Origin of the sequence: Micromonospora mangrovicola, from assembly GCF_047200535.1 — a bacterium.
In the GTDB taxonomy this organism is placed as follows: Bacteria; Actinomycetota; Actinomycetes; order Mycobacteriales; family Micromonosporaceae; genus Micromonospora.
In genome coordinates, this window is record NZ_JBJZOG010000008.1 from 74628 (window position 1) to 99080 (window position 24453).

The 24453-nt window shown below is 74.2% G+C and carries 21 protein-coding genes; 9 read left to right on the forward strand and 12 right to left on the reverse strand.

Going from position 1 to position 24453, the window contains the following annotated elements:
• Nucleotides 1–176: 176 nt before the first annotated feature.
• The 7 genes from ACL02O_RS05580 to ACL02O_RS05610 all read left to right on the forward strand — a co-directional run bounded on the left by ACL02O_RS05580 (nt 177) and on the right by ACL02O_RS05610 (nt 6651).
• Complete coding sequence (locus ACL02O_RS05580; RefSeq protein WP_412816905.1) at nt 177–629, forward strand: hypothetical protein; 453 nt, start codon at nt 177–179, stop codon at nt 627–629.
• Nucleotides 626–1078 carry a ferritin-like domain-containing protein gene (locus ACL02O_RS05585; RefSeq protein WP_412816856.1) on the forward strand — a complete coding sequence of 151 codons (453 nt, stop codon included), beginning with the start codon at nt 626–628 and terminating at the stop codon, nt 1076–1078. Before ACL02O_RS05580 ends, ACL02O_RS05585 begins: the two co-directional genes overlap by 4 nt.
• Nucleotides 1079–1148: 70 nt before the next feature.
• On the forward strand, nt 1149–1730 hold the full coding sequence (locus ACL02O_RS05590) for a PadR family transcriptional regulator (protein ID WP_412816857.1): 582 nt from the start codon (nt 1149–1151) through the stop codon (nt 1728–1730).
• Nucleotides 1731–1773: 43 nt separating this feature from the next.
• A complete protein-coding gene (locus tag ACL02O_RS05595) occupies nt 1774–2490 on the forward strand; it encodes an ABC transporter ATP-binding protein (protein WP_412816906.1) in 717 nt (238 codons plus the stop codon).
• Nucleotides 2487–5189, forward strand: coding sequence for an FtsX-like permease family protein (locus ACL02O_RS05600; protein ID WP_412816858.1), 2703 nt, complete (start codon nt 2487–2489; stop codon nt 5187–5189). The genes ACL02O_RS05595 and ACL02O_RS05600 overlap by 4 nt, the downstream gene beginning before the upstream one ends.
• 43 nt (nt 5190–5232) lie before the next feature.
• Nucleotides 5233–5718 carry a nitroreductase family deazaflavin-dependent oxidoreductase gene (locus ACL02O_RS05605; RefSeq protein WP_412816859.1) on the forward strand — a complete coding sequence of 162 codons (486 nt, stop codon included), beginning with the start codon at nt 5233–5235 and terminating at the stop codon, nt 5716–5718.
• A 195-nt stretch (nt 5719–5913) separates the two neighbouring features.
• Complete coding sequence (locus ACL02O_RS05610) at nt 5914–6651, forward strand: nucleotidyltransferase domain-containing protein (RefSeq protein WP_412816860.1); 738 nt, start codon at nt 5914–5916, stop codon at nt 6649–6651.
• Nucleotides 6652–6722: 71 nt separating this feature from the next.
• Here the strand turns inward: ACL02O_RS05610 and ACL02O_RS05615 are convergent, their stop codons facing one another.
• Nucleotides 6723–7439 carry a VIT1/CCC1 transporter family protein gene (locus ACL02O_RS05615; protein WP_412816861.1) on the reverse strand — a complete coding sequence of 239 codons (717 nt, stop codon included), beginning with the start codon at nt 7437–7439 and terminating at the stop codon, nt 6723–6725.
• Nucleotides 7436–8293: a type I methionyl aminopeptidase gene (gene map, locus ACL02O_RS05620; RefSeq protein WP_412816862.1), complete on the reverse strand. Its 858-nt coding sequence runs from the start codon at nt 8291–8293 to the stop codon at nt 7436–7438. Before map ends, ACL02O_RS05615 begins: the two co-directional genes overlap by 4 nt.
• 65 nt (nt 8294–8358) lie before the next feature.
• Here map and ACL02O_RS05625 point away from each other — a divergent pair, with 65 nt between their 5' ends.
• Nucleotides 8359–8703, forward strand: coding sequence for an STAS domain-containing protein (locus tag ACL02O_RS05625; RefSeq protein WP_412816863.1), 345 nt, complete (start codon nt 8359–8361; stop codon nt 8701–8703).
• A gap of 37 nt (nt 8704–8740) precedes the next feature.
• On the opposite strand, the gene ACL02O_RS05630 is transcribed toward ACL02O_RS05625, so the two are convergent.
• The 7 genes from ACL02O_RS05630 to ACL02O_RS05660 all read right to left on the reverse strand — a co-directional run bounded on the left by ACL02O_RS05630 (nt 8741) and on the right by ACL02O_RS05660 (nt 19589).
• Nucleotides 8741–12397, reverse strand: a complete 3657-nt coding sequence (locus ACL02O_RS05630; protein WP_412816864.1) for a SpoIIE family protein phosphatase — start codon at nt 12395–12397, stop codon at nt 8741–8743.
• A gap of 265 nt (nt 12398–12662) precedes the next feature.
• On the reverse strand, nt 12663–13367 hold the full coding sequence (locus ACL02O_RS05635) for a gamma-glutamyl-gamma-aminobutyrate hydrolase family protein (RefSeq protein WP_412816865.1): 705 nt from the start codon (nt 13365–13367) through the stop codon (nt 12663–12665).
• 105 nt (nt 13368–13472) lie between these two features.
• A complete protein-coding gene (locus ACL02O_RS05640; protein WP_412816866.1) occupies nt 13473–14240 on the reverse strand; it encodes a 3-oxoacyl-ACP reductase in 768 nt (255 codons plus the stop codon).
• 5 nt (nt 14241–14245) lie between these two features.
• Nucleotides 14246–15601 (reverse strand): aldehyde dehydrogenase family protein, encoded by a 1356-nt coding sequence (locus tag ACL02O_RS05645; protein WP_412816867.1) that lies wholly within the window; start codon nt 15599–15601, stop codon nt 14246–14248.
• A gap of 120 nt (nt 15602–15721) precedes the next feature.
• A complete protein-coding gene (locus tag ACL02O_RS05650) occupies nt 15722–17086 on the reverse strand; it encodes a glutamine synthetase family protein (RefSeq protein ID WP_412816868.1) in 1365 nt (454 codons plus the stop codon).
• Between the two features lie 63 nt (nt 17087–17149).
• Complete coding sequence (locus tag ACL02O_RS05655; RefSeq protein WP_412816869.1) at nt 17150–17953, reverse strand: FadR/GntR family transcriptional regulator; 804 nt, start codon at nt 17951–17953, stop codon at nt 17150–17152.
• Between the two features lie 70 nt (nt 17954–18023).
• Entirely contained in the window at nt 18024–19589 is a 1566-nt protein-coding gene (locus tag ACL02O_RS05660; protein WP_412816870.1) for an amino acid permease, read from the reverse strand.
• 362 nt (nt 19590–19951) lie between these two features.
• On the opposite strand from ACL02O_RS05660, the gene ACL02O_RS05665 reads away from it, so the two are divergent.
• A complete protein-coding gene (locus tag ACL02O_RS05665; RefSeq protein ID WP_412816871.1) occupies nt 19952–20884 on the forward strand; it encodes a sulfotransferase domain-containing protein in 933 nt (310 codons plus the stop codon).
• A 33-nt stretch (nt 20885–20917) separates the two neighbouring features.
• Here ACL02O_RS05665 and ACL02O_RS05670 read toward each other — a convergent pair whose 3' ends face one another.
• The 3 genes from ACL02O_RS05670 to ACL02O_RS05680 all read right to left on the reverse strand — a co-directional run bounded on the left by ACL02O_RS05670 (nt 20918) and on the right by ACL02O_RS05680 (nt 24452).
• Nucleotides 20918–21664: an MBL fold metallo-hydrolase gene (locus ACL02O_RS05670; protein ID WP_412816872.1), complete on the reverse strand. Its 747-nt coding sequence runs from the start codon at nt 21662–21664 to the stop codon at nt 20918–20920.
• 45 nt (nt 21665–21709) lie between these two features.
• A complete protein-coding gene (locus ACL02O_RS05675) occupies nt 21710–22210 on the reverse strand; it encodes a DUF456 domain-containing protein (RefSeq protein WP_412816873.1) in 501 nt (166 codons plus the stop codon).
• A gap of 79 nt (nt 22211–22289) precedes the next feature.
• Nucleotides 22290–24452 carry a putative bifunctional diguanylate cyclase/phosphodiesterase gene (locus tag ACL02O_RS05680; RefSeq protein ID WP_412816874.1) on the reverse strand — a complete coding sequence of 721 codons (2163 nt, stop codon included), beginning with the start codon at nt 24450–24452 and terminating at the stop codon, nt 22290–22292.
• Between the last annotated feature and the right edge of the window lies 1 nt (nt 24453).

Below are 24453 nucleotides of genomic sequence, written 5' to 3' on the forward strand. Positions count from 1 at the left end.
CACCGGGGCGTACGCGCCCGGTGGCTGCGCAGAGCGTAACGCGCGGGGCGGGCGACGGACCCGGCGGCGCACCGACGCCACTGGCCCACGAGGCGGCGCGGATGGTGTTGACTTGTCCGGTGGCGAGGGGCAGAACGACAGGACATCAGGGATCACCGGGACATTCCCGGCGAAATCTGCTGCGCACGGGGGCGCTGGTCGCGCTCGGCGGCACCGCCGTACCGCTGACCGGCTGTGATCTTTTCGACCGGGACGACCCGCCACCACCGCCCGATCCCCTCGAACCGCTCGCGGCGGAGTCGCTCGCACTGGAGGCCCGGTACCGGGCGGCCGTCGCCGCCGCACCGACCCTGGCCGGGCTCACCCCGATCGCCGAGGCCCACCGTGCGCACGCCGAGGAACTGCGCAAGGTGATCGGGCGGCCGGCCCCCAGCGGCTCCCCCGCCGCCACCGCCCCGACACCGGCCGCCAACGACGACCCCGACGGCCTGCTGTCCGAGCTGCGCCAGGCGGAGCAGCAGGGTCGGGAGAACGCGGCAAAGGCGTGCGCCGCCGCGCCGGTCGAACGGGCCGCGCTGCTCGGCTCGATCGCCGCCGCCCGCGCGACCCACGTGGAGGCGCTGAAGTGAGCCCGCGTACGGCACCGACCGGCGGGCCGGCCCAGACCCTCGCCGAGGCGCTCACCGCCGAGTACGCGGCGATCTGGGCGTACGGGGTGATCGGGGTGCACCTGACCGGCGACGCCCGACGGGCCGCCCGGAGCGCGGAAGCGGCACACCGGGCACGCCGGGACGCCCTCGTCCTCCAACTCAGCGGCAACGGCGGCCAGGTGCCCGCCGATCAGGCCGGGTACGCCCTGCCGTACCCGGTGACCGACCGGACGAGCGCGCTCAAGCTGGCGGTCGAGATCGAGGAGCGGGCCGCCGGCCACTGGCGGGCGGCGCTGCCGCACACCACCGGCGCCGACCGGAACCGGGCGCTCGCCGCGTTGACCGACTGCGCGCTGCGGGCCACCCGCTGGCGCCGCACCGCCGGCGTGACCCCGATCACGGTGCCGTTCCCCGGTCGTCCGGTCTGAGCCGAGGGATCCGTCACCGGGCGGATCGCTCCGGTTGCGGTCCGCATACCAGGTATGCATACTCCTCGCCATGTCCATCCGCCACGGCCTGCTCGCCCTGCTCGAACGCGGCCAGATGTACGGCTACCAGCTGCGCGCCGCGTTCGAGGAGTCGACCGGCTCCACCTGGCCGCTGAACATCGGGCAGGTCTACACCACGCTCGCCCGCCTGGAACGCGACGGCCTGGTCCACCCGCTGCCCGAGAGCGACACCGGGCAGCGGCCGTACGAGATCACCGACGCCGGGCGGGCGGACCTGGCCCTCTGGTTCGCCACCCCGATCAGCCGTGCCGACCGGCCCCGCGACGAGCTGTCGATCAAGCTGGCCCTGGCGCTCACCACCCCGGGCGTGGACGTGCGCGCGGTGGTGCAGACCCAGCGCAGCGCCACCATGCGCGCGCTGCAGGAGTTGACCCGGTTGAAGTACGCCAGCGAAAAGCCGGAGGACCTGCCCTGGCGACTGGTGCTGGACGCAATGATCTTCCAGGCCGAGGCCGAGATCCGCTGGCTCGACCACTGCGAGACCAGCCTGGTCCGCTACCGCCCCGCGCCGAGCCGAACCGCCGGCCAACCGGAGGCGGTGGACCGGACCGACGAGGCGGCCCGCCGGTGAGCCACGGGCCGGTCCGGCGCAGGACGGAGGGACCACGGTGAGCGTGGTGCTGGAGCTGCGGGACGTGCACCGGACCCACGGCGCCGGGGAGGCGGCCGTGCACGCCCTGCGCGGGGTGAGCCTGACCGTCCGGGCGGGCGAACTGGTCGCGGTGATGGGCCCGTCCGGCTCGGGCAAGTCGACACTGCTGGCGCTGGCCGGCGGGCTGGACCGCTCGACCGGTGGGGACGTGCTGGTCGAGGGGGTACCGCTCGGCACCCTGGGCGCGCGCGAGCTGGCCCGGCTCCGGCGCCGCCGGATCGGGTACGTCTTCCAGGATCTGAACCTGCTCGGCAGCCTCACCGCGGTGGAGAACGTCGCGCTGCCCCTGGAACTCGACGGCGTCGGCGTCCGGGCGGCCCGCCGGTCGGCGCTGGCGGCGCTCGGCGAGGTGGGCGTGGCGGGGCTGGGCGACCGGTTCCCCGACCAGATGTCCGGCGGCCAGCAGCAACGGGTGGCGATCGCCCGGGCGCTCGTCGGCGAGCGCCGCCTGGTACTCGCCGACGAACCCACCGGCGCGCTCGACTCGCAGACCGGAGAGGCGGTGCTGCACCTGCTGCGCCGCCGGGTGGACGCCGGCGCCGCCGGGGTGCTGGTCACCCACGAGGCGCGGCACGCCGGGTGGGCCGACCGGGTGGTCTTCCTCCGGGACGGTGACCTGGTCGACTCGACGGCGCCGTTGATCGGCGTCGAGCAGCTGCTCAGCGGCAGCGGGCGGTGAGCCGGGGGCGGATCGTCCCCGCGCTCGGCTCGTGGCGGGCGGCGCTGCGGATCGCCCGACGCGAGGCCCGCCGGTCGCGCGGGCGCACAGCGCTGGTGCTCGCCATGATCGCCCTGCCCGTGCTGGGGCTCACCTTCGCCGCCGCGAGTTACGACATGGCGCAGCTGACCCGGGCGGAACGTCTGGACCGGCGCCTCGGGGCGGCCGACGTCGAGCTGCGCTGGGTCGCGGAGAACCCGCAGGTGCAGGACGCCTGGGGGACCAGCTACTGGCCGGCCGACGAGCCCGCCGTGCCGCGTACCCGCCCGCTGAGCGCCGACGAGGTGGCCGCCCAGCTGCCCGCCGGCAGCCGGGTCACCCGGATCCGCTGGTGGGTGCCGTTCGAGACCCGCATCGACGGCCGCCCGGTCTCCCTCGACGCCCGGGCGCTCGACCTCACCAACCCGCTCGCCCGCCCCCTCGCCACGCTGCGGGCCGGCCGGCGGCCGACCGCCCCCGACGAGATCGCGGTCAGCCCGCAGGCCCGGCGCCGGTTGGGCGTACGGCTCGGCGACCCGGTGCGCACCACGGACGGCACGACGTACCGGCTGGTCGGAGTGGTGGAGTTCCCGGACGACCTGCGGGAGCTGGTCACGTTGCGGCCGGAGACACCGCCCGGGCCGGTCGCCCCGTCGGACGAGAGCTGGCTGGCGGACCTGCCCGGGCCGGTGAACCGGGCACTGGTGGACCGGCTCAACGCGCACGGGATCGTGGTCGGCGGCCGGGTGCGGCTGCCCGGGCGGGACGAGTCCGTCCCCGGCCCGAACCTGCCCAACGCGGAGGAGACGGGCAACGCCGTGCTCGTCGGCGGGCTGGGCCTGCTGGAGGTGGTGCTGCTGGTCGGCCCCGCGTTCGCGGTCGGCGTGCGTCGGCGGCGCCGCGACCTGGCCCTGGTGGCGGTGGCCGGCGGGGACGCCGCGCACCTGCGCCGGATCGTGCTCGCCGACGGGGTGGTGCTCGGTGCCGGTGGCGCGGCGCTCGGGCTGCTGCTCGGCGTCGGCACCGCGTTCGCCGGCCGGCCGCTGGTCGAGCAGTACGTGATGTCCGCCCGGTTCGGCGCCTACCGGGTCTTCCCGGCCGCGCTGGCCGCGATCGCTGCGGTGGCGGTGCTGGCCGGCGTGCTGGCCGCGCTGGCCCCCGCCTGGACCGCGGCCCGGCAGGACGTGGTAGCGGGGCTGGCCGGCCGGCGCCAGCCGCCCCGGCGCCGCCGGCGCTGGCTGGTGCTCGGGGTGCTGCTCACCGTGATCGGCGCCGCAGTCGCCGCGCTGGGTGCCTCGCGCACCTCCCCGACCGTGGTCCTGGCCGGGCTGGTCCTCGGCGAGCTGGGTCTGGTCTTCGGCACCCCGACGCTGATCGGACTGCTCGCCCGGGCCGGCCGGCTGCTGCCGCTGGCGCCCCGGCTGGCGCTGCGCGACGCCAGCCGCAACCGCTCCTCGGCCGCGCCGGCCATCTCCGCGGTGATGGCGGCGGTCGCCGGCAGCGTCGCCCTCGGCATGTACGTGGCCAGCGACGAGGCCCGCCAGCGGGCGCAGTGGCAGCCCGGCCTGCCGCCGGGCCACGTGCTGCTGCTGCGCACGGACGACCCGGACGCCGGCACGCTGCCACCGGCCGGCGAGGTCGCCGAGCGGGTTCGGGTGGTTCTGCCCACCGCGACGGTCGCCCCGCTCGTCGTCCCGGTCTGCGCGAAGCCCGCCTCCCCGGAGGACTTCTGCCAGGTGTCGGCGATGCTGCCGCCCGAGCGGCGCTGCCCGTACGGGCCGCGAGACACCGTCACCGACGCCGAGCGCGTCCGCGCCCTGGCCGACCCGCGCTGCGTCCGCCCGTTCCGCGACCCGGATGGCTTCTACCAGCCCGCGTACGTGGACGACGGGGCGGCGCTGGCCGCGCTCACCGGCGCCCCGGCGACGGAGATCACCGCCGCGGCCCGGGTGCTCGCCGCGGGTGGGGTGGTGGTCACCGACCCCCGGCTCCTGCGGGACGGCCGGGTGACCGTCGTCGCCGGCCACGGTTCCGTCGACGGCTCGCCCACGGCCAGCGCCACCGTGCCCGGACACCTGCTGCGCGGTGGTCTTTCGGTCGACCGGCTCGTCCTCTCGCCGGCGGCGGCAAGCGCGGTCGGGCTGGCCGGCGGGCAGGTCGGGTACGCGGTCGACACCACCGGGCCACCCTCGGCGGCGCAGCGGGACCGGCTCGCCGCCGAACTCTCCCCGCTCGCCGCGTTGACCGTGCAGGTGGAGGAGGTGCACCGGTCCGACCAGCGGCCGTTGCTGCTGCTGCTCTCCATCGGCGCCGGGCTGATCACACTCGGCGCGGCCGGGGTGGCCACCGGCCTCGCCGCCGCCGAGGGCCGCCGCGACCTGTCCACGCTCGCCGCGATCGGCGCCGACCCCCGGGTACGCCGGGTGCTGTCGGTCTGCCAGGCCGGGGTGATCGCGGTGCTCGGGTCGGTGCTCGGGCTGCTCGCCGGCCTCGGCTCGGCCGCCATCATCCTCATCTCGCTGAACCGGCGGTACGCGCAGGCGTGGCCGGTCGAGGAGCCGTACCCGCTGGTGGTGCCCGGTTTGACCATCGCCGTGCTGGTGGTGGTGCCGCTGGTGGCCATGCTGGGCGCGGGCCTGCTCACCCGGTCCCGGCTGCCGGTGGAACGAAGGCTGGACTGAGCCGGGGGTGTCCCTGCGGGGCGGCGGCCGGCACACTGGGCGGGTGTCCGCCCTGGGAACCCTCACCCGCCGCCTCGGTCACCAGAAGTGGTTCGGCGCCACCATGCGGCTGCTCGTCCCCGCCGACCGGCTCGTCGGCCGGCTGACCAAGGGCCGCGTGGTCGCGTTCGGGCTGGTGCCCTCCCTGGTCATCACCACCACCGGCCGCCGCTCCGGCAAGCCGCGCAGCAACCCCCTGCTGTACGTGCCGGACGGCGACACGTACGTGGTGATCGGCTCGAACTGGGGCCAGCAGCACCAGCCGGCCTGGTCGTTGAACCTGCTCGCCCAGCCCGCCGCCGAGATCGACGTCCGGGGACGCCGCATTTCCGTGCGCGCCGACCTGATCAGCGGCGACGAGCGGGAGCGGCTCTTCACCCGCCTGGTCGACGAGTGGCCGGCCTACCGGACGTACGTGGAGCGGGCCGGCGGCCGGGAGATCCGCGTCTTCCGCCTGGTCCCGGTCGACCCGCCCGGCCCCACCACCTGACGCTGGAACCAGCCGCGCCGGGACAGCAGACGATCTTGAACGGGAAAGGCCCCCGGAGGGCCGGCTCCTGCCAGCACCTCCGGGTGTTCTGCTGCTGCGTGGCGCGGCGTGCGGGCGCGTACACGCCGCGTGGCTACGCTGGTCCGGGTGCGCCGGCCACCGGCCGGCGGACCGCCCGCGGAACGGAGGTGGACCGTGGACGCCAGCGGTGCCGAGCCGGAGACCGACCGCTACCTGGACGATCCACGGTGGCGGGTCGCCGAGCAGGTCAGCGACGCGGCGTTGCGCCGGTTCGCGGCCGACATCCTCGCCGTGGCGGTACACGGTCCCCTCGCGCACGGCGACGACGACGGCGGTGGGGACCGTGAGGTGGGGCTGCTGCTGGTCACCTACCGGCCGGGCGGCGGCCCGGCGCCGGCCACCCGCCGGGTGGACGGGGTGCTGGTCGACCTGACCGTCGCCGGAGCCGACGACTACCTGCGGCAGGCCCGGACGATCAGCCCGCTGTGGCCGCTGACCGCCGACCGGTACGTCAGCACCCGCGCGCTGCACGACCCGACCGGTTGGCTGCGCACCCTGCGCGACGAGCACCTTGCCCGGCTGGCCCGGGCCCGCCCGCCCGAGTTCACCGCCGCCGCCCGGCAGGCCTGGTACCGGGGCAGCGCCGCGCACGCCCGGGCGCTGCGCCTCGCCGAGTGGTACGAGACCGACCAGGCGCTGCTCATGCTCGGCGAGGCCCGCCTCGCGGCGGCCACCGTGCAGGGCCTGTTCAGCCGCACCTACTTCCGGGACCCCGGCGACGCGGTGCGGCGTACCGGGCTGGCTGGCGCGGACATGACCGAGGTGGGCGCCGTGCTGGCCCGGCAGGCCGAGGAACTGGCCGCCCGTGGCCGCCCGGTCGACGGCACCGTCGACGACCTCCTCACCACCTGACCCGCCCGCCCCCGGGTCGACCCGGGGCGACGCCGGGGGGCGGGCGACGCCGCGGGTGGGCTGGGGTGGGGTCAGCCCAGGCCGCCCTGGATGCCGATCAGCTTGCCGACCAGGTAGGTCGCGCCGGCCGCCAGGGCGCCGAGCAGGAGTTGGCGCAGGCCGCCGGACCACCAGGGCCGGTTGGTGAACCGGGCGACGATCGCGCCGGCCACGAAGAGGCCCACCCCGCCGACGCCGAGCGCCAGCCACAGGCTGGTGAAGCCCAACAGGTATGTCAGCAACGGCACCAGCGCGCCCAGGGAGAAGCAGAGGAAGGACGAGATCGCCGCCGCCCACGGGCTCGGCTGCTCGTCCGGATCGACGCCCAACTCCTCCCGGACGTGGACCCGCAGCGCCTCCTCCGGGTTGCGCCGGACCGCCTCGGCGACCTGCATCGCCAGATCGCGCGGCAGGCCCCGGGCAACCCACGCCTCGGCCAGTTCGCGGGCCTCCGCCTCGGGGTGGCGTTCCAGCTCACGCCGCTCCTTGGCCACCTCGGCGGCCACCTGTTCGTTGGCCGACCGGACGCTGGTGTACTCCCCCAGCCCCATCGAGATGGCCCCGGCGACCAGGCCGGCGGCGCCGGTGAGGATGACGCTGCGCGGCGAGACGCCGCCGCCGCCGACGCCCGCGATCAGGGCGATGTTGGTGACCAGTCCGTCCATCGCGCCGAACACGGCCGGCCGGAGCCAGCCGCCCGACACGTCCGCGTGGTGCGCCTCGCGCAGCGCCGCCGGAGTCTCGGTCACGGCAGGGTCAGGATCTCGTAGCCGTCGTCGGTCACGACGATGGTGTGCTCGAACTGCGCCGTCCACCGGCGGTCCTTGGTGACCACCGTCCAGCCGTCGTCCCACATGTCGTACTGATGGGTGCCGAGGGTGATCATCGGCTCGATGGTGAACGTCATGCCCGGCTCCATCACGTCGGTGGGCCGCGGGCTGTCGTAGTGCGGCACGTACAGGCCGCTGTGGAAGGACTCGCCGATGCCGTGGCCGGTGAAGTCGCGGACCACGCCGTAGCCGAACCGCTTCGCGTACGACTCGATGACCCGGCCGATCACGTTGATCTGCCGGCCCGGGGCGACCGCCTTGATGCCGCGCATCATCGCCTGATGGGTCCGCTCGACCAGCAGGCGGGCCTCCTCGCTCACCTCGCCCACACAGAAGGTGGCGTCGGTGTCGCCGTGCACCCCGCCGATGTACGCGGTCACGTCGACGTTGATGATGTCGCCGTCCTGGAGCACGGTGGAGTCCGGGATGCCGTGACAGATCACCTCGTTGAGGCTGGTGCAGCAGGACTTCGGGAAGCCCTTGTAGCCCAGCGTCGACGGGTAGGCGCCGTGGTCGCAGAGGAACTCGTGGACCACCTTGTCGATCTCGTCGGTGGTCACCCCCGGCTTGCAGTGCTCGCCCGCCAGCTGGGTGGCCTGCGCGGCGAGCCGGCCGGCGACGCGCATCCTCTCGATGGTCTCCGGCGTCTGCACGTGCGAGCCGCGCCACTCCTGCGGACGCTTCTTGCCCACGTACTCGGGGCGCGGGATGTGGACGGGTACCGCTCGCCACGGGGAGAGCGTGCCAGGGGTCAGCGGCGCACGGACGGTCATGACCACAGCCTATCGCCGGGCAGCGGGGTGACTCCCGCCACGGCCCGCCCGGCCAGGTTGTTGCCGTGCCGCAAGCGCTGTGCCATTGTTGCTCCGTGGATCAAGGGGGCGCATCTCCCGTCTTCTCCGCGACGGCGGAGGTCGACGGCGATCACCTTCATGTCGTGGTGACCGGCGAGGTCGACATGGCGACCGCCGACACGATGTTCCAGACCGTTCTCCACGAGCCGGCCCGGCAGGTCACGCTCGACCTACGGGCGGTCACCTTCTTCGATTCCGCCGCCATCCACGCGGTGGTCCGGCTGGCCCAGCGCTTCCCGAATGCGCTGACCGTGCTGCCGTCCCGCCAGGTACGCCGGGTGCTGGAGATCTCCGGCCTCGGCGAGCAGGACTGGCTGCTGCCCGCCTGAGCGGCCGGCCGCCCGAGCCATCCGCGGCGGCGCGACCTCAGTCCGCCAGCCGACGCCACAGCGTCACCTCGGTCCCCTCGTTGGTCCGGGACACCGAGAGTTCACCGAGCGCCTGGATCAGCGCCAGGCCGCGACCCCGGAAGCCGGATCCGGTCGACTCCCGCCAGTGGCCGGTGTCCCGGATCGTGGCGGTCACCGTCCGGTCCTCGATGGTCACCTCGACCGCGATCACCGCCTCGGTCGGGGCGACCGGGTGCTCGATCGCGTTCGCGGCGGCCTCGGAGATCGCCACGGTGAGGTCGAACAGGTCGGTCTCGCCGACGTGGTGGGCGACCAGGAAGTCCTCCAGTCGCTTGCGCAGCACGCTGAGCCGGGTCGGGTCGGCCGGCAGCCGCAGGGCGAAGCGGTTCAACTCGGCCGCCTCCAGCGCCAGCACCGCCACGTCGTCGTGCCGGGTCCGCCCGGCCACCCGCTCGACCACCGCGTCGACCAGGTCGGCCACGTGCTCGCCCCGGGCGGCCGCGTCCAGGCGCAGCTGACCGATGCCCGCGTCGATGCCGAGCTGCCGGTCCTCGATCAGGCCGTCGGTGTAGAGCAGCAGGCGACCGCCGGGGGCGAGTTCGCCCTCGATGGTCCGGTACTCGGCCTGCGGAATCGCCCCGATCGGCGGGCCGAGGGCCTGGTCGTGCAGGAACGCCACGTCGTCCCCGCGGATCAGCAGGGGTGAGGGGTGGCCCGCGCTGGCGTACCGGAGTCGGCCGGTGCGCGGCGTGAACCAGAGGCAGACCACGGTGGCGAAGGAGCCGTCCTCGGCGGACCCGACCAGGTGGTTGAGCCGGGTCAGCGCCGGACCCGGGACGAACCCCTCCAGCACGTACGCCCGCAGCGCGTTGCGCAGCTGCCCCATGACTGCCGCGGCCCGGACCCCCTTGCCCACCACGTCGCCGATCACCAGCGCCAGCTCGTCATCCGGGGTGCGGATCACGTCGTACCAGTCGCCGCCGACCTCGACGTCGGCGCTGCCGGGCAGGTAGCGGCTGGCCACCACCGCGCCGGGCAGCTGCGGCAGCGTACGCGGCAGCAGGCTGTGCTGCAGGGTGGTGGCGATCCGGTGCTCGGCCTCGTACAGCTGGGCGTTCTCCAGCCGCACGCCGATCAGCCGGGCCAGCTCGGTGAGCACGGCCTGCTCGGTGCCGCCGCCCTCGCGGCGCCAGACCCGCAGCTCGCCGAGCTGCTCGCCGGTGGTCCCGGTCAGCGGGAGCACCGACGACGGCTCGAGCGGCGTGTCGCCGCCGCCGTCGGCCTCGTACCGGGCGCCGGTCGCGGTGACCACCACCCGCGCGGCCTCGGCGAGGCCGAGTGCGTGCCGGGCGGCGACCTGCACCACGTCGGCCGTGGACCGGGCGGTGTTGATCGCGACGGCCGCGTCCGCGAGGCCACGCAGCCGTCGGATGATCTGCCCGCGCAGCTGTCCCAGCTCGACGTTGGCCCGGATCCGGGCGACCAGCTCCTGGCTGGAGAAGGGCTTGGTCAGGTAGTCGTCGGCGCCGACGGCGAGCCCGGCGACCGCTTCGGCCGAGCCGGCCCGGGCGGAGAGCAGCACGATCGGCACGTGCCGGGTGACCGGGTTGGCGCGCAACGCGCTGACCAGCCCGAAGCCGTCCAACCGGGGCATCATCACGTCGGTCAGCACCAGGTCGAACGGTGAGTCGACGGCCAGCCGCAGCGCCTCCACCCCGTCCGCCACGGCGACCACCTCGTACGAGGGGGACAGCAGCCGGCTGACGTGCTCGCGCAGGTCGGCGTTGTCGTCGGCGACCAGGATCCGGCCCGAACCGGCCGGCGCGGCGGCGGGCTCCGGCAGACCACCGGGCACGGCGACCTCGTCGGTCCAGAGTGCGGTCTCGGCGACGTAGAGCCGGGCCTGCTCCGATTCACTGAGCGGCACCGGCGAGAGCACGGCCACCCGGTCGGCGGGCAGATGCCCGTACCCGAGCGGGACGCTCACCGTGAACGTGGTGCCCTCGTCGACGACGCTGCTCACCCGGACCGTGCCGCCGTGCATCTCGACCAGCTCACGGACCAGCGCCAGCCCGATGCCGGTGCCCTCGTGGGTGCGGGAGCGGGCCCCGGGCACCCGGTGGAACCGCTCGAAGACGTGCGGCAGCTCGTCCGGCGCGATGCCGACGCCGGTGTCGACCACCTCCAGCACCGCGACGCCGGCACCGGCGCGGATCCGGACCCGGATCTCGCCGTCGAAGGTGAACTTGACGGCGTTCGACAACAGGTTGAGGACGATCTTCTCCCACATGTCCCGGTCGACGTAGACCGGCGCGGGCAGCGGCGGGCAGTCGACCACCAGCCGCAGTCCGGCCCGTTCCGTGGCCGACCGGAACGTGCTGGCCAGCCGGGAGGTGTAGTCGGACAGGTCGGTGGGCTGGAAGCGGGCGGCCAGCCGGCCGGACTCCAGGCGGGAGAAGTCCAGCACGGTGTTGACCAGCTTGAGCAGCCGCAGCGCGTTGCGGTGCATCATGCCCAGTCGCTCGAGGTACGGGACCGGCAGCGCGGGGTCGGCGAGCAGGTCCTCCAGCGGGCCGAGCACCAGGGTGAGCGGGGTGCGGAACTCGTGGCTGACGTTGGCGAAGAAGTTGGTCTTGGCCCGGTCCAGCGCGGCCAGCTCGGCGGCCCGGGCGCGCTCCTGCTCGTACGCCCGTTGCTGGCCGACCGCCCGGGAGATCTGGGCGGCAACCAGCTCGACGAAGTCGCGGTAGTCGTCGCCGAACGGCAGCCGGCGGGCGACCCCGACCAGCAGCGCGCCGGCCGGCTCGTTGGTGGCGGTCAGCGGGAGCACCAGGGCCTGGTCGGCGGCGTCCGGCGGCACCTCGCCGAGCAGGTCGGCGACGGAGACCCAGCGGGCGCCGCTCTCCGCGTCGCCCGGCGCGGGCGGCCCGCCGGCGAACGCCTCCGGCGCCACGCCCGCGCAGCCCGCCAGCACCGGGGCACCGGCCTCGTCGTGCAGCCAGATCGCGCTGAACGGCAGGTCCGCCCGGTGCGCGTCGAGCACCCGGGCGACCGCCCGGCCCAGCTCGATGGTGCTCTGCACGTCGGCGAGCTCGCTGCCCAGCTCGGCCAGCGTACGCAGCCGGCGCTCGCCGAGCACCCGGCCGGTGGTCTCGTTGACGAAGCAGAAGACGCCGTTGACGCTGCCGTCGGCGTCGCGGATCGGGTCGTACGAGATGTCGAAGTAGACATCCTCCAGGAAGCCGTGCCGGTTGAGCACGAAGGGGTGGTTCTCACCCCGGTACGGCACGCCGGTGCGGCGCACCCCGTCGAGGAGGGGGCCGAGGACGTCCCAGGTCTCCGCCCAGTACTCGCGAGCGGTCTGGCCGATGACCGCCGGATGCTTGTCGCCGATGGTCGGCCGGTAGGCGTCGTTGTAGAAGGCGAGGTGGTCCCGGCCCCAGAACACCACCATCTGGGCCCGGGACGAGAGCATGGTGCTCAGCGCGTGGCACAGCGCGGGCGACCAGGAGTCCGGGGTGCCGAGCGGAGTGGTCGACCAGTCGAAGGCGCGCAGTCGCTCACCCATCTCGCCGCCGACGGCGAACGCCGCGGCCAGCAACGGTGGAAGCTGTGCGTCACCGGTCCCCGAGGACGCGTGCCCCCCGCCCTCGCCCCCCTGGGCCGAGCCCATGCAGCCTCCTGCTCCGGCCTTGCTCGTGACGCCCGGCGCGCCTGCGCCGGCCATCCCGGTCTGCTACCCCGACGGAGGAGCAACGTAACGCATTTCCGTTGGTCTTCGCTGGTTACCGATGCCTCATCCTGACGTATCCGTCGCCGGACGGCGAGTCGGGCGGTGCGCCGTCGGCCCGGGCCCGCAGGGTTGATCATCGCGCAAGAGGCCGCCCGGACGCCGAAATCGCGCCCCCATTTCACGAACTTCCGGTATGTGATCCCCATTACACGTCGTTCCGGCCGCCGCCGGCGGCCCGGACCAGGGCACTCACCGGACGCGGGTCCCGGTCGTTCTCCGGATGCCACTGCACCCCGAGCAGGAACCGCCGCGCCGGATCCTCCACCGCCTCCACCACCCCGTCGTCGGCCCAGCCGGTCACGGCCAGGCCGCCCGGGTCCGCCACCCCCTGATGGTGGTACGAGTTGACCCGGTCCACCCCGGCCGTCACCGCCCCCGCCCGGCTGCCGGGAGCGAACCGGACCGGATGCGACCCGTACACCCCGGGGGCCGGGCGGTGGCCGTCGTGGCCGACCACGTCCGGCAAGTGCTGGTGCAGCGTGCCACCGTGGGCGACCGCGAGCAACTGCATGCCCCGGCACACCCCGAGCACCGGCAGGTCGGCGGCGAGCGCGGCGGTCAGCAGCGCCAACTCCCCCGCGTCCCGGTCCGGCCGGCTCTCGGTGCGCGGGTCGGGCGGCCGGCCGTACCGCTCCGGACCGACGTCGGCGCCGCCGGCCAGCAGCAGCCCGTCCAGCACCCGCAGCACGTCGGCGTCCCTTTCGTCCGGGGGCAGCAGCACGGCCCGGCCACCGGCGGCGGTCACCGCCCGGACGTACGCCTGCGGCACCAGCACCGCCGGGACGTCCCGCCACACCGCCCAGCCGGCCGGCTCGACGTACGCGCTGATCCCGATCAGCGGCCGGCTCACCGGCCCGACACCGATCGCGACTGCGGGGCTCGCAGACCCGGCTCACTCCTCGCGCTCACCAACCCGACACCGATCGCGACTGCGGGGCTCGCAGACCCGGCTCACTCACAGGGGGGTGACGTACGCGCCGGTGATGCCGCCGTCCACCACGAACTGCGCGGCGGTCATGAACGAGGCGTCGTCGCTGGCCAGGAAGGCCACCGCGGCGGCGATCTCCTCCGGGTTGCCGAACCGGCCCATCGGCACGTGCACGAGCCGGCGGGCGGCCCGCTCCGGGTCCTTGGCGAACAGCTCCAGCAGCAGCGGGGTGGCGACCGGGCCGGGGCAGAGCGCGTTGACCCGGATCCCCTCCCGGGCGAACTGCACGCCGAGTTCCCGGGTCATCGCCAGCACCCCGCCCTTGCTCGCGGTGTACGCGATCTGCGACGTCGCCGCGCCCATCAGCGCGACGAACGACGCGGTGTTGATGATCGAACCCTTCCCCTGCCGCCGCATGTGCGGGATGACGTACTTGCAGCAGAGATAGACGCTGGTGGTGTTGACCCGCAGCACCCGCTCCCAGGCGTCCAGCCCGGTCGCCAGGATGGAGTCGTCGTCCGGCGGTGAGATGCCGGCGTTGTTGAACGCCACGTCCACCCGCCCGTGCCGGGCGACCACCCCGTCGAAGAAGTCCCGCACGGCCGTCTCGTCGGCCACGTCGGCCGCGACGAACTCCCCGCCCACCTCCTCGGCGGCCCGCTTGCCGGCGTCGGCGTCGATGTCGACGCACACCACCCGCGCCCCCTCGGTGGCGAACCGCCGGACCGTGGCCAGCCCGATCCCGCTGCCCGCGCCGGTCACCACGGCCACCCGGTCCGTCAATCGACCCTGCACTCTGCTCACTCCTCGGTGCCGATGAACACGTTCTTGACGTCGGTGAAGGCGTGCAGCGCGTCCGGGCCCAGCTCCCGGCCGAGGCCGGAGCGCTTCATCCCGCCGAAGGGGGTCCAGTAGCGCACCGAGGAGTGCGAGTTGACGCTCAGGTTGCCCGATTCGACCGCCCGGGCCACCCGCACCGCCCGGCCGACGTCCCGGGTCCAGATCGAGCCGGAGAGTCCGTACTCGGTGTCGTTGGCCAGCCGGACCGCGTCCGCCTCGTCGTCGAACGGGAGCACCGACACCACCGGGCCGAAGATCTCCTCGCGCCAGTGCCGGTCGGCCGGCGAGTCGGCGAGCAGCACCGTCGGGGCGTACCAGAAGCCGGGTCCGTCGGGGCGGGAGCCGGTGAAGGCCACCTTCGCCCCGTCGACGTACCCGGCCACCCGGTCCCGGTGCCCCGCGGAGATCAGCGGGCCCATCTCGGCGCCCTCGGTGGCCGGGTCCTCGACCCGGAAGGCACGCACCGCCGGTTCGAGCAGCTCCAGGAACCGGTCGTACACCGGGCGCTGGACGAGGATCCGGGAGCGGGCGCAGCAGTCCTGGCCGGCGTTGTCGAAGACCGCGTACGGCGCGGTGGCCGCCGCCTTCGCCAGGTCGGCGTCGGCGAAGACCAGGTTCGCCGACTTGCCGCCCAGCTCCAGGGTCACCCGCTTCACCTGGGCGGCGCAGCCCGCCATGATCCGCGTGCCGACCTCGGTGGAGCCGGTGAAGCAGACCTTGCGGACGGCCGGGTGGGTGACGAACCGCTCCCCGACCACGCTGCCCTGCCCGGGCAGCACGGTGAACACGTCGGCCGGCAGGCCCGCGTCGACGGCCAGCTCGGCGAGCCGCAGCGCGGTCAGCGGGGTGAGTTCGGCCGGCTTCAGCACGACGGTGTTGCCGGCCGCGAGGGCCGGGGCGAAACCCCAGGCGGCGATGGGCATCGGGAAGTTCCACGGCACGATCACCCCGACCACGCCGAGCGGCTCGTGGAAGGTGACGTCGAGGCCGCCGGGCACCGGGATCTGCCGTCCGGTCAGCCGCTCGGGCGCGCCGGCGTAGTAGTCGAGGACGTCCCGGACGTTGCCCGCCTCCCAGCGGGCGTTGCCGACGGTGTGCCCGGCGTTGCGCACCTCCAGCAGCGCCAACTCCTCCAGGTGCGCGTCCACCACCGCGGCGAACCGCCGCAGCAGCCGCGCCCGGTCCCCCGGCGCGACGTTCCGCCACGACTCGTACGCCTTCGCCGCCCGCGCGATCGCCGCATCCGTCTCCCCGGCCGAGGTGCCCGGCACCTCCCGCAGCACCCCACCGGTCGCCGGGTTGATCACCTCCGTCACGCCCCGCCCCCTCTCCCCACCGTCTTTCGCGATCGTGGCGTTGTGGCACCTGACAACGGCCGCCCATTGCCGCGAATCGGGAACCACGTGTCCATGATCGGCGAGGCGGTGCGGCGGCGGTCAGAGGCGTTCGAAGCCACGGACCAGTTCCCAGTCGGTGACGGCGGCGTCGAAGGCGGCCAGCTCGACCTTGGCGTGGTTGGCGTAGTGGGCGACCACCTCGGAGCCGAACGCCTGCTCGGCGACCGCGGAACCCTCCCAGAGGGCGAGCGCGTCGCGCAGCGTCCCGGGCACCCGCTCGGCGGCGGCGTCGTCGTACGCGTTGCCGGTGCACTCGTCGGCCAGTTCCAGCTCCGCCTCGATGCCGTGCACCGCCCCCGCCACCAGCGCGGCGATCGCCAGGTACGGGTTGACGTCCGCCCCGGGCACCCGGTTCTCCACCCGCATCCCCTGGCCGTGGCCGACCAGCCGCAGCGCGCAGGTGCGGTTGTCGGTGCCCCAGCGCAGCGCGGTCGGGGCGAACGAGCCCGGCTGGTAGCGCTTGTAGGAGTTCACGTTCGGGGCGAGAAAGAGGCTGAACTCGCGCATCGTGTCGAGGAGCCCGGCCAGCACCCGCCGCCCGGTCGCCGACAGGTCCGCCGGGCCGTCGCCGAGCATCGCCGAGCGGCCGTCGGCGTCGCGCAGCGAGAAGTGGATGTGGCAGGAATTGCCCTCGCGGGCGTTCGGCTTGGCCATGAAGGTGATCGACATGCCCTCCTGGGCGGCGATCTCCTTGGCCCCGTTCTTGTAGATGACGTGGTGGTCGGCGCAGGCCAACGCGTGGTCGTAGCGGAAGGCGATCTCGTGCTGGCCGAGGTTGCACTCGCCCTTGGCGCTCTCGGGGGTGAGCCCGGCGCCGGCCATCTCGGTGCGGATCCGGCGCAGCAGCGGCTCGACCCGGGCGGTGCCGAGCAGGGAGTAGTCCACGTTGTACTGGTTGGCCGGGGTCAGCTCGCGGTAGCCGCGCCGCCACGCCTCCTCGTACGAGTCGCGGAACAGCACGAACTCCAGCTCGGTCCCGGCGTACGCGGTCAGCCCGTGGGCGGCCAGCCGGTCGAGCTGGCGGCGCAGGATCTGCCGGGGCGAGGCGATCACCGGCCCGGAGCCGTCCAGCCACTCCAGGTCGGCCAGGAGCAGCGCGCTCCCCGGCTGCCAGGGCATCCGGCGCAGGGTGTCCAGGTCGGGCCGCATCGCGAAGTCGCCGTAGCCGCGTTCCCAGCTCGACATCGCGTACCCGTCGACGGTGTTCATGTCGACGTCGACCGCGAGCAGGTAGTTGCAGCCCTCGCTGCCGTGCCCGACCACCTGGTCGAGGAAGTAGGGGGCGTGGAAGCGCTTGCCCTGCAACCGGCCCTGCATGTCGGTCAGGGCCAACACGACCGTGTCGATCTCGCGTTCGGCGACCGCGACCCGGAGCTGTTCGAGCGTGAGCGGAGCTTTCCTCATCGGCGAGCCTCCATAGGAAAGGTCTACTACCGGACCTTTGCATCCGTCAATGGTCGGCCCGGTTCACACGAGCAGCCCGCGTAGCAGCTCCGCCGTGCCGTCGCAGTGCTCCTCCATCATCGACCGCGCCCGGTCCGGGTCGCCACCCAGGATCGCATCGACGACCCGGGTGTGCTGGGTGTCGGAGTGGTCGAGGTTGCGGTCGATCACCGGGATCGCGGCGAGCAGCCGGTCGAGGGTCAGCTGCACGTCGGCGATCGCCGCGGCCAGCGACGGGGAGCCACTGGCCGCGGCGATCGCCAGGTGCAGGCGGGAGTCCGCGACGCGCCGGGTGAGCGGGTCCCGGTCGCGGGACGCGGTCAGCGCGGCGACCAGGTGCTGCCGTTCCGGGGCCGACAGGCTGCGGTTGGCCGCCAGGGACGCCGCGCCCGACTCCAGCACCCGCCGGAAGTCCAGCGCGTCGTGCAGGCGCTCGCCCATCTCGCGGGCCAGCTCGCCCGGGTCCGGGCGCGGGGCGCCGACACCGGTCGCGGGCAGCGCCGACACGACGAAGGTGCCGCCGGTTCGCCCGCGCCGGGACGCCAGATAGCCGGCATCCCGCAGGGCCGCGATCGCCTCCCGCAGCGTCACCCGGCTGACCTGCAGTCGTTCGGCCAGCTCGCGCTCGGCCGGCAGCCGCTCCCCGACCCGGACCATGCCGAGCTTGATGGCCTGGACGAGCCGCGCGACGGTGATCTCGAAGGCGTTGCCGCCGCGCACCGGGCGCCACACCGGCAGGGCGGGTACGGCTCCCCCGGTCGGGGCCGCAGCGCCGCCCGCCACCCGGGCGGCGGCGGACGGCTCGGCGGTCCCGGCGTCGCTCCGCATCGGCGTCCTCCCCGCAGCGTCCGGTCCGCGTGGCGGGCGCGCCGACGCGCCCCCGCCACGCCCCGGCAACCTACTCGGCGCTCGGCTCGGTGACGGGCTCGGCACCCGCCGCCGGTCTGGGGATCACCGGATCCGGCACGTTGTGCCGGGGACCGGTGAACCAGCGCCGGGCACTGAGCACCCACCAGAGCCAGGCGCCCCCGAGCACCACGCCGACCGCGACGATCGTGTAGTTGAAGGTGCCGGCGGTGATGGGGCTGCCGGTGGGCAGCACGAACAGGATGCAGATGATCACGACCCAGACGATCGCCGCCCACCCGACCGGCGCGCTCCACCGGCCCAGGTTCCACGGCCCGACCGCGAAGTCCGCCGTCCGCCGGCGTAGGAAGACCGGGGCGACGTACGCGATGTAGAGGCCGATCACCGCGATGGAGGTGGCCGCCAGGTAGGCGGTGGTGTTCCACAGCGACGGCAGGACCAGCAGCGACGAGCACGCCACGCAGAGCCAGATGGAGTTGGTCGGCGTACCGGTGCGCGGGTTGACGCGCTTCCAGATCCCGGAGCCGGGCAGGGCGCCGTCCCGGCTGAACGCGTACGCCATCCGGGAGTTCGCCGTGACCGACGCCATGCCGCAGAAGAACTGGGCGACCACGCAGATGAAGAGCAGGAACGTGCCGAGGTCGCGCCCGGCGGCGTCGATGAAGATCTGCGCCGGGGGCAGCCCGAGCGCGGTCGTCCGCTCCGCCTCGTAGTCCTGGATGGACCAGGTGATGGCGAACAGCAGCACGAAGCCGGCGACGACCGAGACCACCACCGACATCACGATGCCGCGCGGGGCGGAGCGGGCGGCGTCGTGCGTCTCCTCCGCCACGTGCGCGCTCGCGTCATAGCCGGTGTAGGTGTACTGGGCCATCAGCAGGCCGATGAGGACGGCGTACCCGGCGGCACCGGCGAAGGTGAAGCCGGTCTCGTTGCGCACCTCGAGGAAGACCTCGGAGACGGGCTTGTGCTGGTCCGGCACGATCGCGAGCGCGACCACGATGATCGCCACGCCGACGAGGTGCCACCAGGCGCTGACGTCCGACAGGACCCGCACGAGATTGACACCGAAGGTGTTGAGCAGGCCGTGGGCGACGATGATCAGCAGGAAGATCAGGAAGGTGCGCCCGGCGGTCACCTCCATGTCGAAGGCCAGGCCCAGGAAGGCCGACGTGGTGATCGCCGCACCGAAGTCGATCGCGGCGGTCACGGCCACCTCGCCCAGGAAGTTGAACCAGCCGACGAACCAGGCCCAGGCGGCCCGGTTCCGCTTGGCGAGCGCGGCGGCCCACCAGTAGAGGGCGCCGGCGGTGGGATAGACCGAGCAGATCTCCGCCATGGCCAGCGCGACGAGGACGACCATCGCACCGACGAAGAGCCAGCCCAGGGTGATCGCCAGCGGGCCGCCGGCCGTCATGGCGATGCCGTACGACGTGATCGCGCCGGCCAGGATGGAGATGATGGAGAACGAGACCGCGAAGTTGGAGAAGCCGGAGAGCTTCCGCCGCAACTCCTGCTTGTATCCCAACTGCGCGAGCCGTTCCTCGTCGCTGACGGGGGATGTCGGGGGTACGCCGTCCTGGATCGCTGAGCTCATCGGTGTCTCCCTTGGACCGCGGGGATGGAGACTGTGACCTGGGCCACTGCCTGACGGGATAATCGCCCCGCACGCTCAACGAGGTCAATGGATGTCGACCGAAAATTCGACCGGGAGCAGACCATTGACCGATGCCGGTGTCGCGCTTCCCGCCCGGGGGGCCAAATCCGGTTGCCGGGCCCCGCGATCCGGCGGCATTCTTGAGCACGTGACCAGGCCCGATCGCGACGGGCCTCCACCGGGCGCTCGGCAACGCCCGGTCCGCGGCGGCGCGGGGCGTCCACCTCTCTCTCACTCCGTACGGCGCGCTGCGCCGTACCCTCCGGACGTCCCGCGCCGTACGCCTCGACTACCGTGTGGCGATGACCGTTCCGCGCGTCCGGTACCGCACCGGGCTCACCGACAGCGGCTGGTGGGACGGCTTCGAGTTCCGGCCCGACGACATCGTCGTCAGCACACCGTCCAAGTGCGGCACGACCTGGGCGCAGATGATCTGCATGCTGCTGGTCCTCGGCAGCCCCGACCTGCCCGCCCCGCTCACCGCCCTCTCCCCCTGGCTGGACATGTGGCTGCGCCCGGTCCGGGAGGTGCGGGACCTGCTGGACCGGCAGACCCACCGTCGTGTCATCAAGACGCACACCCCGCTCGACGGCCTGCCCGTGGCGCCCGGCGTGACGTACGTCGTGGTCGGGCGGGACCCGCGCGACGTGGCCGTGTCGATGAGCCACCACCGGGCCAACCTGGACTCCGCCGTCCTCGCCCGCCTCCATGACGCCGCGGGACTGGAGCTGGACCGGCCCCGGCAGCCCCGCGCGACCGACCCGAGGCTGCGGGTGCTGGAGTGGATCGACGCGGACCAGCCCCCGGCCGAGAACCTCTCCTGCCTGCGCGGCACCGTCTGGCACCTGGCCGACGCCTGGTCCCGCCGTCAGGAGGACCGCGTCGTGCTGCTGCACTACACCGATCTCTCCCGGGACCTGGCCGGACAGATGCGGCTGGTCGCCGCGCGACTGCGCATCGAGGTGCCCGAATCGCGCTGGCCGGACCTGATCAGGGCCGCGACCTTCGGCAAGATGCGGCAACGGGCGGCGGAACTCGCACCGGACGAAGGGCTCGGCCTCTTCTCCGACCGCGACCGCTTCTTCCGCAGCGGGTCCTCTGGACAGTGGCGGCAGCTCCTCACCGAGGCGGACCAAACCCACTACCAGCGACGGCTGGCGGCACTGGCTCCGGCGGACCTGCGGCACTGGCTGCACCACGGCAGCGGCGCGGCCGTGCCCTCCCCGCCCCGCTGACCTGCCCGCCGCGCCCGGCCGTCCGGACCCGGGTCAGGATCCCAGCCGCACCACCAGACCCGGTCGCGCCACCTCGACCCGGCCGTCGTACGCCCGTCCGGCGGCTGCCACGGCCGCCGACGGCTCGGTGCCGGGCCACAGGTGGGTGAGCAGCACCTGGCGCGCCCCGGCCGCGGCGGCGTACCGGCCGACCTCCGCGGCGCTGGACAGGTGGCCGACGTGCCGGTCCGGCACGTCCGCCGGGTACGTCGCGTCGGCGATCAGCAGGTCGGCGTCCCGGGCCAGGTCAACGAGTTCCGGGCTGGGGCCGGTGTCTCCGGTGTACGCGAGCACCAGGTCCCCGACGGCGAACCGGGCGCCGGCGTTGGGCACCCAGTGCGGCAACGCCCAGGTCCGCACCGCGAACGGCCCGAGGTCGAACGCGTCGCCCGGGGCGAAGGCGTGCCAGCCGTACGCCGGGTCGACCAGACCCGCCTCGTCCAGGGCGAACAGCCGGTCCAGGCTGCCGGCCGGGGCGTGCACGGGCAGCGGCGGGCCGGACCGGTCGGCGAGCACCCGGGCCCGCAGCAGCGGTTGCAGGTCGGCGCAGTGGTCGGGGTGGCCGTGGCTGACGTAGACCGCGTCCAGCCGGGCCGCCGGGACCCGGGCCAGCAGCGGTTGCAGCGTCGCGTAGCCCGGGTCGATCAGCAGCCGGAAGCCGCCGTGTTCGACGAGGAAGCCGGAGCAGCCCTGGTCGGCGGTCGGCCAGGCGCCGAGGCCGCCGAGGACGGTGATCCGCATGGGCCGACCCTAGGCCACGCCGGGTCGCCGCGCGGCCGGGGCCGGTCAGGTGAACAGCAGGCCGGCCACCCAGAGGGCGGCGATGACCAGGCCGGCGAGGAACTCGACCAGCATGGACAGCCCGGCCGCCTTGAGCGCGTGCACGGTGGCGGGCCAGGCGAGCTGGTTGCTGCCCAGCCGGAGCCGCTCCGCGCCCCAGATCCCGCCCACGAAACCGATCGGTAGTCCGACGACCGGGATGACGAAGAACCCGACCAGCCCGAGCAGGCCGCCGGCCAGCAGCGACGAGGTCGGCACCCCGGTCCGTTTCAGGTTCCGCCCCGGCCAGGCGTACTTGACCACCGAACCGCCGGCGGCGACCACGGTGGCGGCGGCGAGCACCGCCCAGCGGCCCGGGCCGGCCTCGCCGAACAGCGCCCACACGAGCACCCCGCCCCAGCAGAGCGGCAGCGCCGGCAGCCCGGGTACCACCACCCCGGCCAGCCCGGCCAGGATCGCCAGCGCGGCGACCAGCGACACCACCGCCTGGGTGTCGGTCAGACCCACGGCGCCACCTCCCGTCGCGTGCCGGCCCGACCCGGCGTCGGTCCGGTCACCCCGCCGTCATGCCCGGAAGTCGGCCCGCTCACGCCGCCTCCTCGCCGCCGGCCAGGCGGGCGCGGATCCGGTCGGCCGGCACCGGCCCGCCGAACCAGCGCCCCTGCCCGGTGTCGCAGCGCAGCGCCCGCAACCGCTCGGCCTGCGCCTCGGTCTCCACCGCCTCGGCGGTCACCCACAGCTCCAGCGCGTGTGCCAGCCGGACCAACGCGTCGACGATCCGCTCGTCCCGGTGGTCGGCGGCGTCCGCACCGTCGGCCCGGATCCCCTCGACGAACGGGCCGGCCAGCTTCAGACAGTGGATCGGCAGCCGCCGCAGGTACGCCAGGTTCGAGTAGCCGGTGCCGAAGTCGTCGATGGCCAGGCGGATGCCGAGGTCGGCGAGGCGGCGCAGGGAGCGCAGCGGCTCCCCGGCGGTCCCCATCACGGCGCTCTCGGTCAGCTCCAGCTGCAGCAGCTCGGCGGGGAGCCCGGTGTGCTGCAACGCCTCCGCGACGGTCTCCACGATGGCCGGGTCGTCGGCCTGCCGGGCGGCCAGGTTGACGCTGACCACCAGCCGCGTCCCCGGGTACGCCCGGCGCCAGCCCTCGGCGTCGCGGCACGCCTGCTTCAGCACCCAGGCGCCGAGCCGGACGATCAGGCCGGTCTCCTCGGCCAGCCCGATGAACCGGTCCGGGCCGATCAGCCCCAGCTCCGGGTGCTGCCAGCGGACCAGCGCCTCCACCGCGACCATCGACTCGTCGAGCAGGGCCACGATGGGCTGGTAGTGCAGCACGAACTCGCCCCGGTCCAGCGCGGCCGGCAGCCCGGCGGCCAGGGCCGAACGGGCGATGTCGGCCGCGCTGCGTTCCGGGTCGTAGACCGCCCAGCGGCCGCGCCCCTCGGCCTTCGCCCAGTAGAGGGTAATGTCGGCGGCCTTCATCAGCTCCGACACGCTGGTCTCCCCCGCCGGGCACTCCACGATGCCGATGCTGGCCGAGACGGCGACCTGCTGGTCCCCGAGATGGACCGGGGCCGAGACCGCGGCGAGGGCCAGCTCGGCCACCTCCACCGCGTCGTCGAGGCCACCACCGGAGTCGACCAGGATGACGAACTCGTCGCCGCCCATCCGGGCCACGAGGTGGCCCTGGCCGACCACGCAGTCGGCCAGCCGCCGGCCGATCACCTTGAGCAGCCGGTCCCCGACGTCGTGGCCGAGGCTGTCGTTGATCGCCTTGAAGCCGTCCAGGTCGATGAAGCAGAGCCCGATCCGCTGCTCCGGCCCGGCGGTGCCGAAGACCTCACCGAGGGCCTCGAAGAAGAGCGTCCGGTTGGGCAGGCCGGTGAGCGGGTCGTGCAGCGCCTGGAAGCGCAGCCGCTGCTGGAGCTCGTACCGCTCGGTGATGTCCTCGATCATCGCGACGGTGAACCGGGGCCGGCCGTCGTCGTGCCGGATCAGCGTGACGGCGAGGTCGGTCCAGACGATGCTGCCGTCCTTGCGGTGGTAGCGCTTCTCCACCCGCACGGTGTCGTGCTTGCCCTCGATCAGCTCCTGGTACAGCCCCCACATGCCGGCCGCGTCGTCGGCGTGGAACAGCGCCGCGACGTTGATCTCGCGCAGCTCCGCGACGGGATAGCCGAGCATGTCCGCGAAGGACTGGTTGACGTCCAGGATGGCACCCTCGACGTCGGCGATGCCGATCCCGATCGCGGCGCCCGTGAAGACCGCCCGGAACCGCGCCTCGCTGTCCCGCAGCGCCCGCTCCACCGCGTCCCGCGCCTGCCAGGCCGAGCGGGCGATCCGTTCCTGCTGGCTGAAGGTCCGGTCGCGCAGCGCCCGGGCGAAGCCGGCGGCGAGGGCGCCCTGCATCGCGGCGACCCGCTCGCGCGCCTCGGGCTGCTCCGCGAGCGAAGCCAGCACCCAGGGCAGAAACCGGTCGCCGAGCGCCTGGACCGACCAGTCCAGCACACCCGGCTCGGCGAGGTGCGCCTCCACCAGGGCCCGACCCACTTCCTCCGCCGCCTCGGCGGAGAACGCCGGGGCGAGCAGAGCCTGCCCGAGGCGTACGGTGTGCACCAGCAGCAGCCGCTCGGTCTCGGCCGCGCTGAGCGGCACGAACCCGATGCGTCGCACCGCCCGGGCCCACTCGGCGGCGTACGCCTGGGCGCCCGGTCGGCTGAGCCCGCCCCCGCCGGGGTCCGGGGCGCGCATC

Excerpts from the sequence above, each read along its gene's own strand:
- ACL02O_RS05590 (WP_412816857.1), top strand. The coding sequence starts at position 1,149 with ATGTCCATCCGCCACGGCCTGCTCGCCCTGCTCGAACGCGGCCAGATG.
- map (WP_412816862.1), bottom strand. The coding sequence starts at position 8,293 with ATGACCGTCCGTGCGCCGCTGACCCCTGGCACGCTCTCCCCGTGGCGA.
- ACL02O_RS05630 (WP_412816864.1), bottom strand. The coding sequence starts at position 12,397 with ATGGGCTCGGCCCAGGGGGGCGAGGGCGGGGGGCACGCGTCCTCGGGG.
- ACL02O_RS05650 (WP_412816868.1), bottom strand. The coding sequence starts at position 17,086 with ATGAGGAAAGCTCCGCTCACGCTCGAACAGCTCCGGGTCGCGGTCGCC.
- ACL02O_RS05655 (WP_412816869.1), bottom strand. The coding sequence starts at position 17,953 with ATGCGGAGCGACGCCGGGACCGCCGAGCCGTCCGCCGCCGCCCGGGTG.
- ACL02O_RS05660 (WP_412816870.1), bottom strand. The coding sequence starts at position 19,589 with ATGAGCTCAGCGATCCAGGACGGCGTACCCCCGACATCCCCCGTCAGC.
- ACL02O_RS05665 (WP_412816871.1), top strand. The coding sequence starts at position 19,952 with ATGACCGTTCCGCGCGTCCGGTACCGCACCGGGCTCACCGACAGCGGC.
- ACL02O_RS05670 (WP_412816872.1), bottom strand. The coding sequence starts at position 21,664 with ATGCGGATCACCGTCCTCGGCGGCCTCGGCGCCTGGCCGACCGCCGAC.
- ACL02O_RS05680 (WP_412816874.1), bottom strand. The coding sequence starts at position 24,452 with ATGCGCGCCCCGGACCCCGGCGGGGGCGGGCTCAGCCGACCGGGCGCC.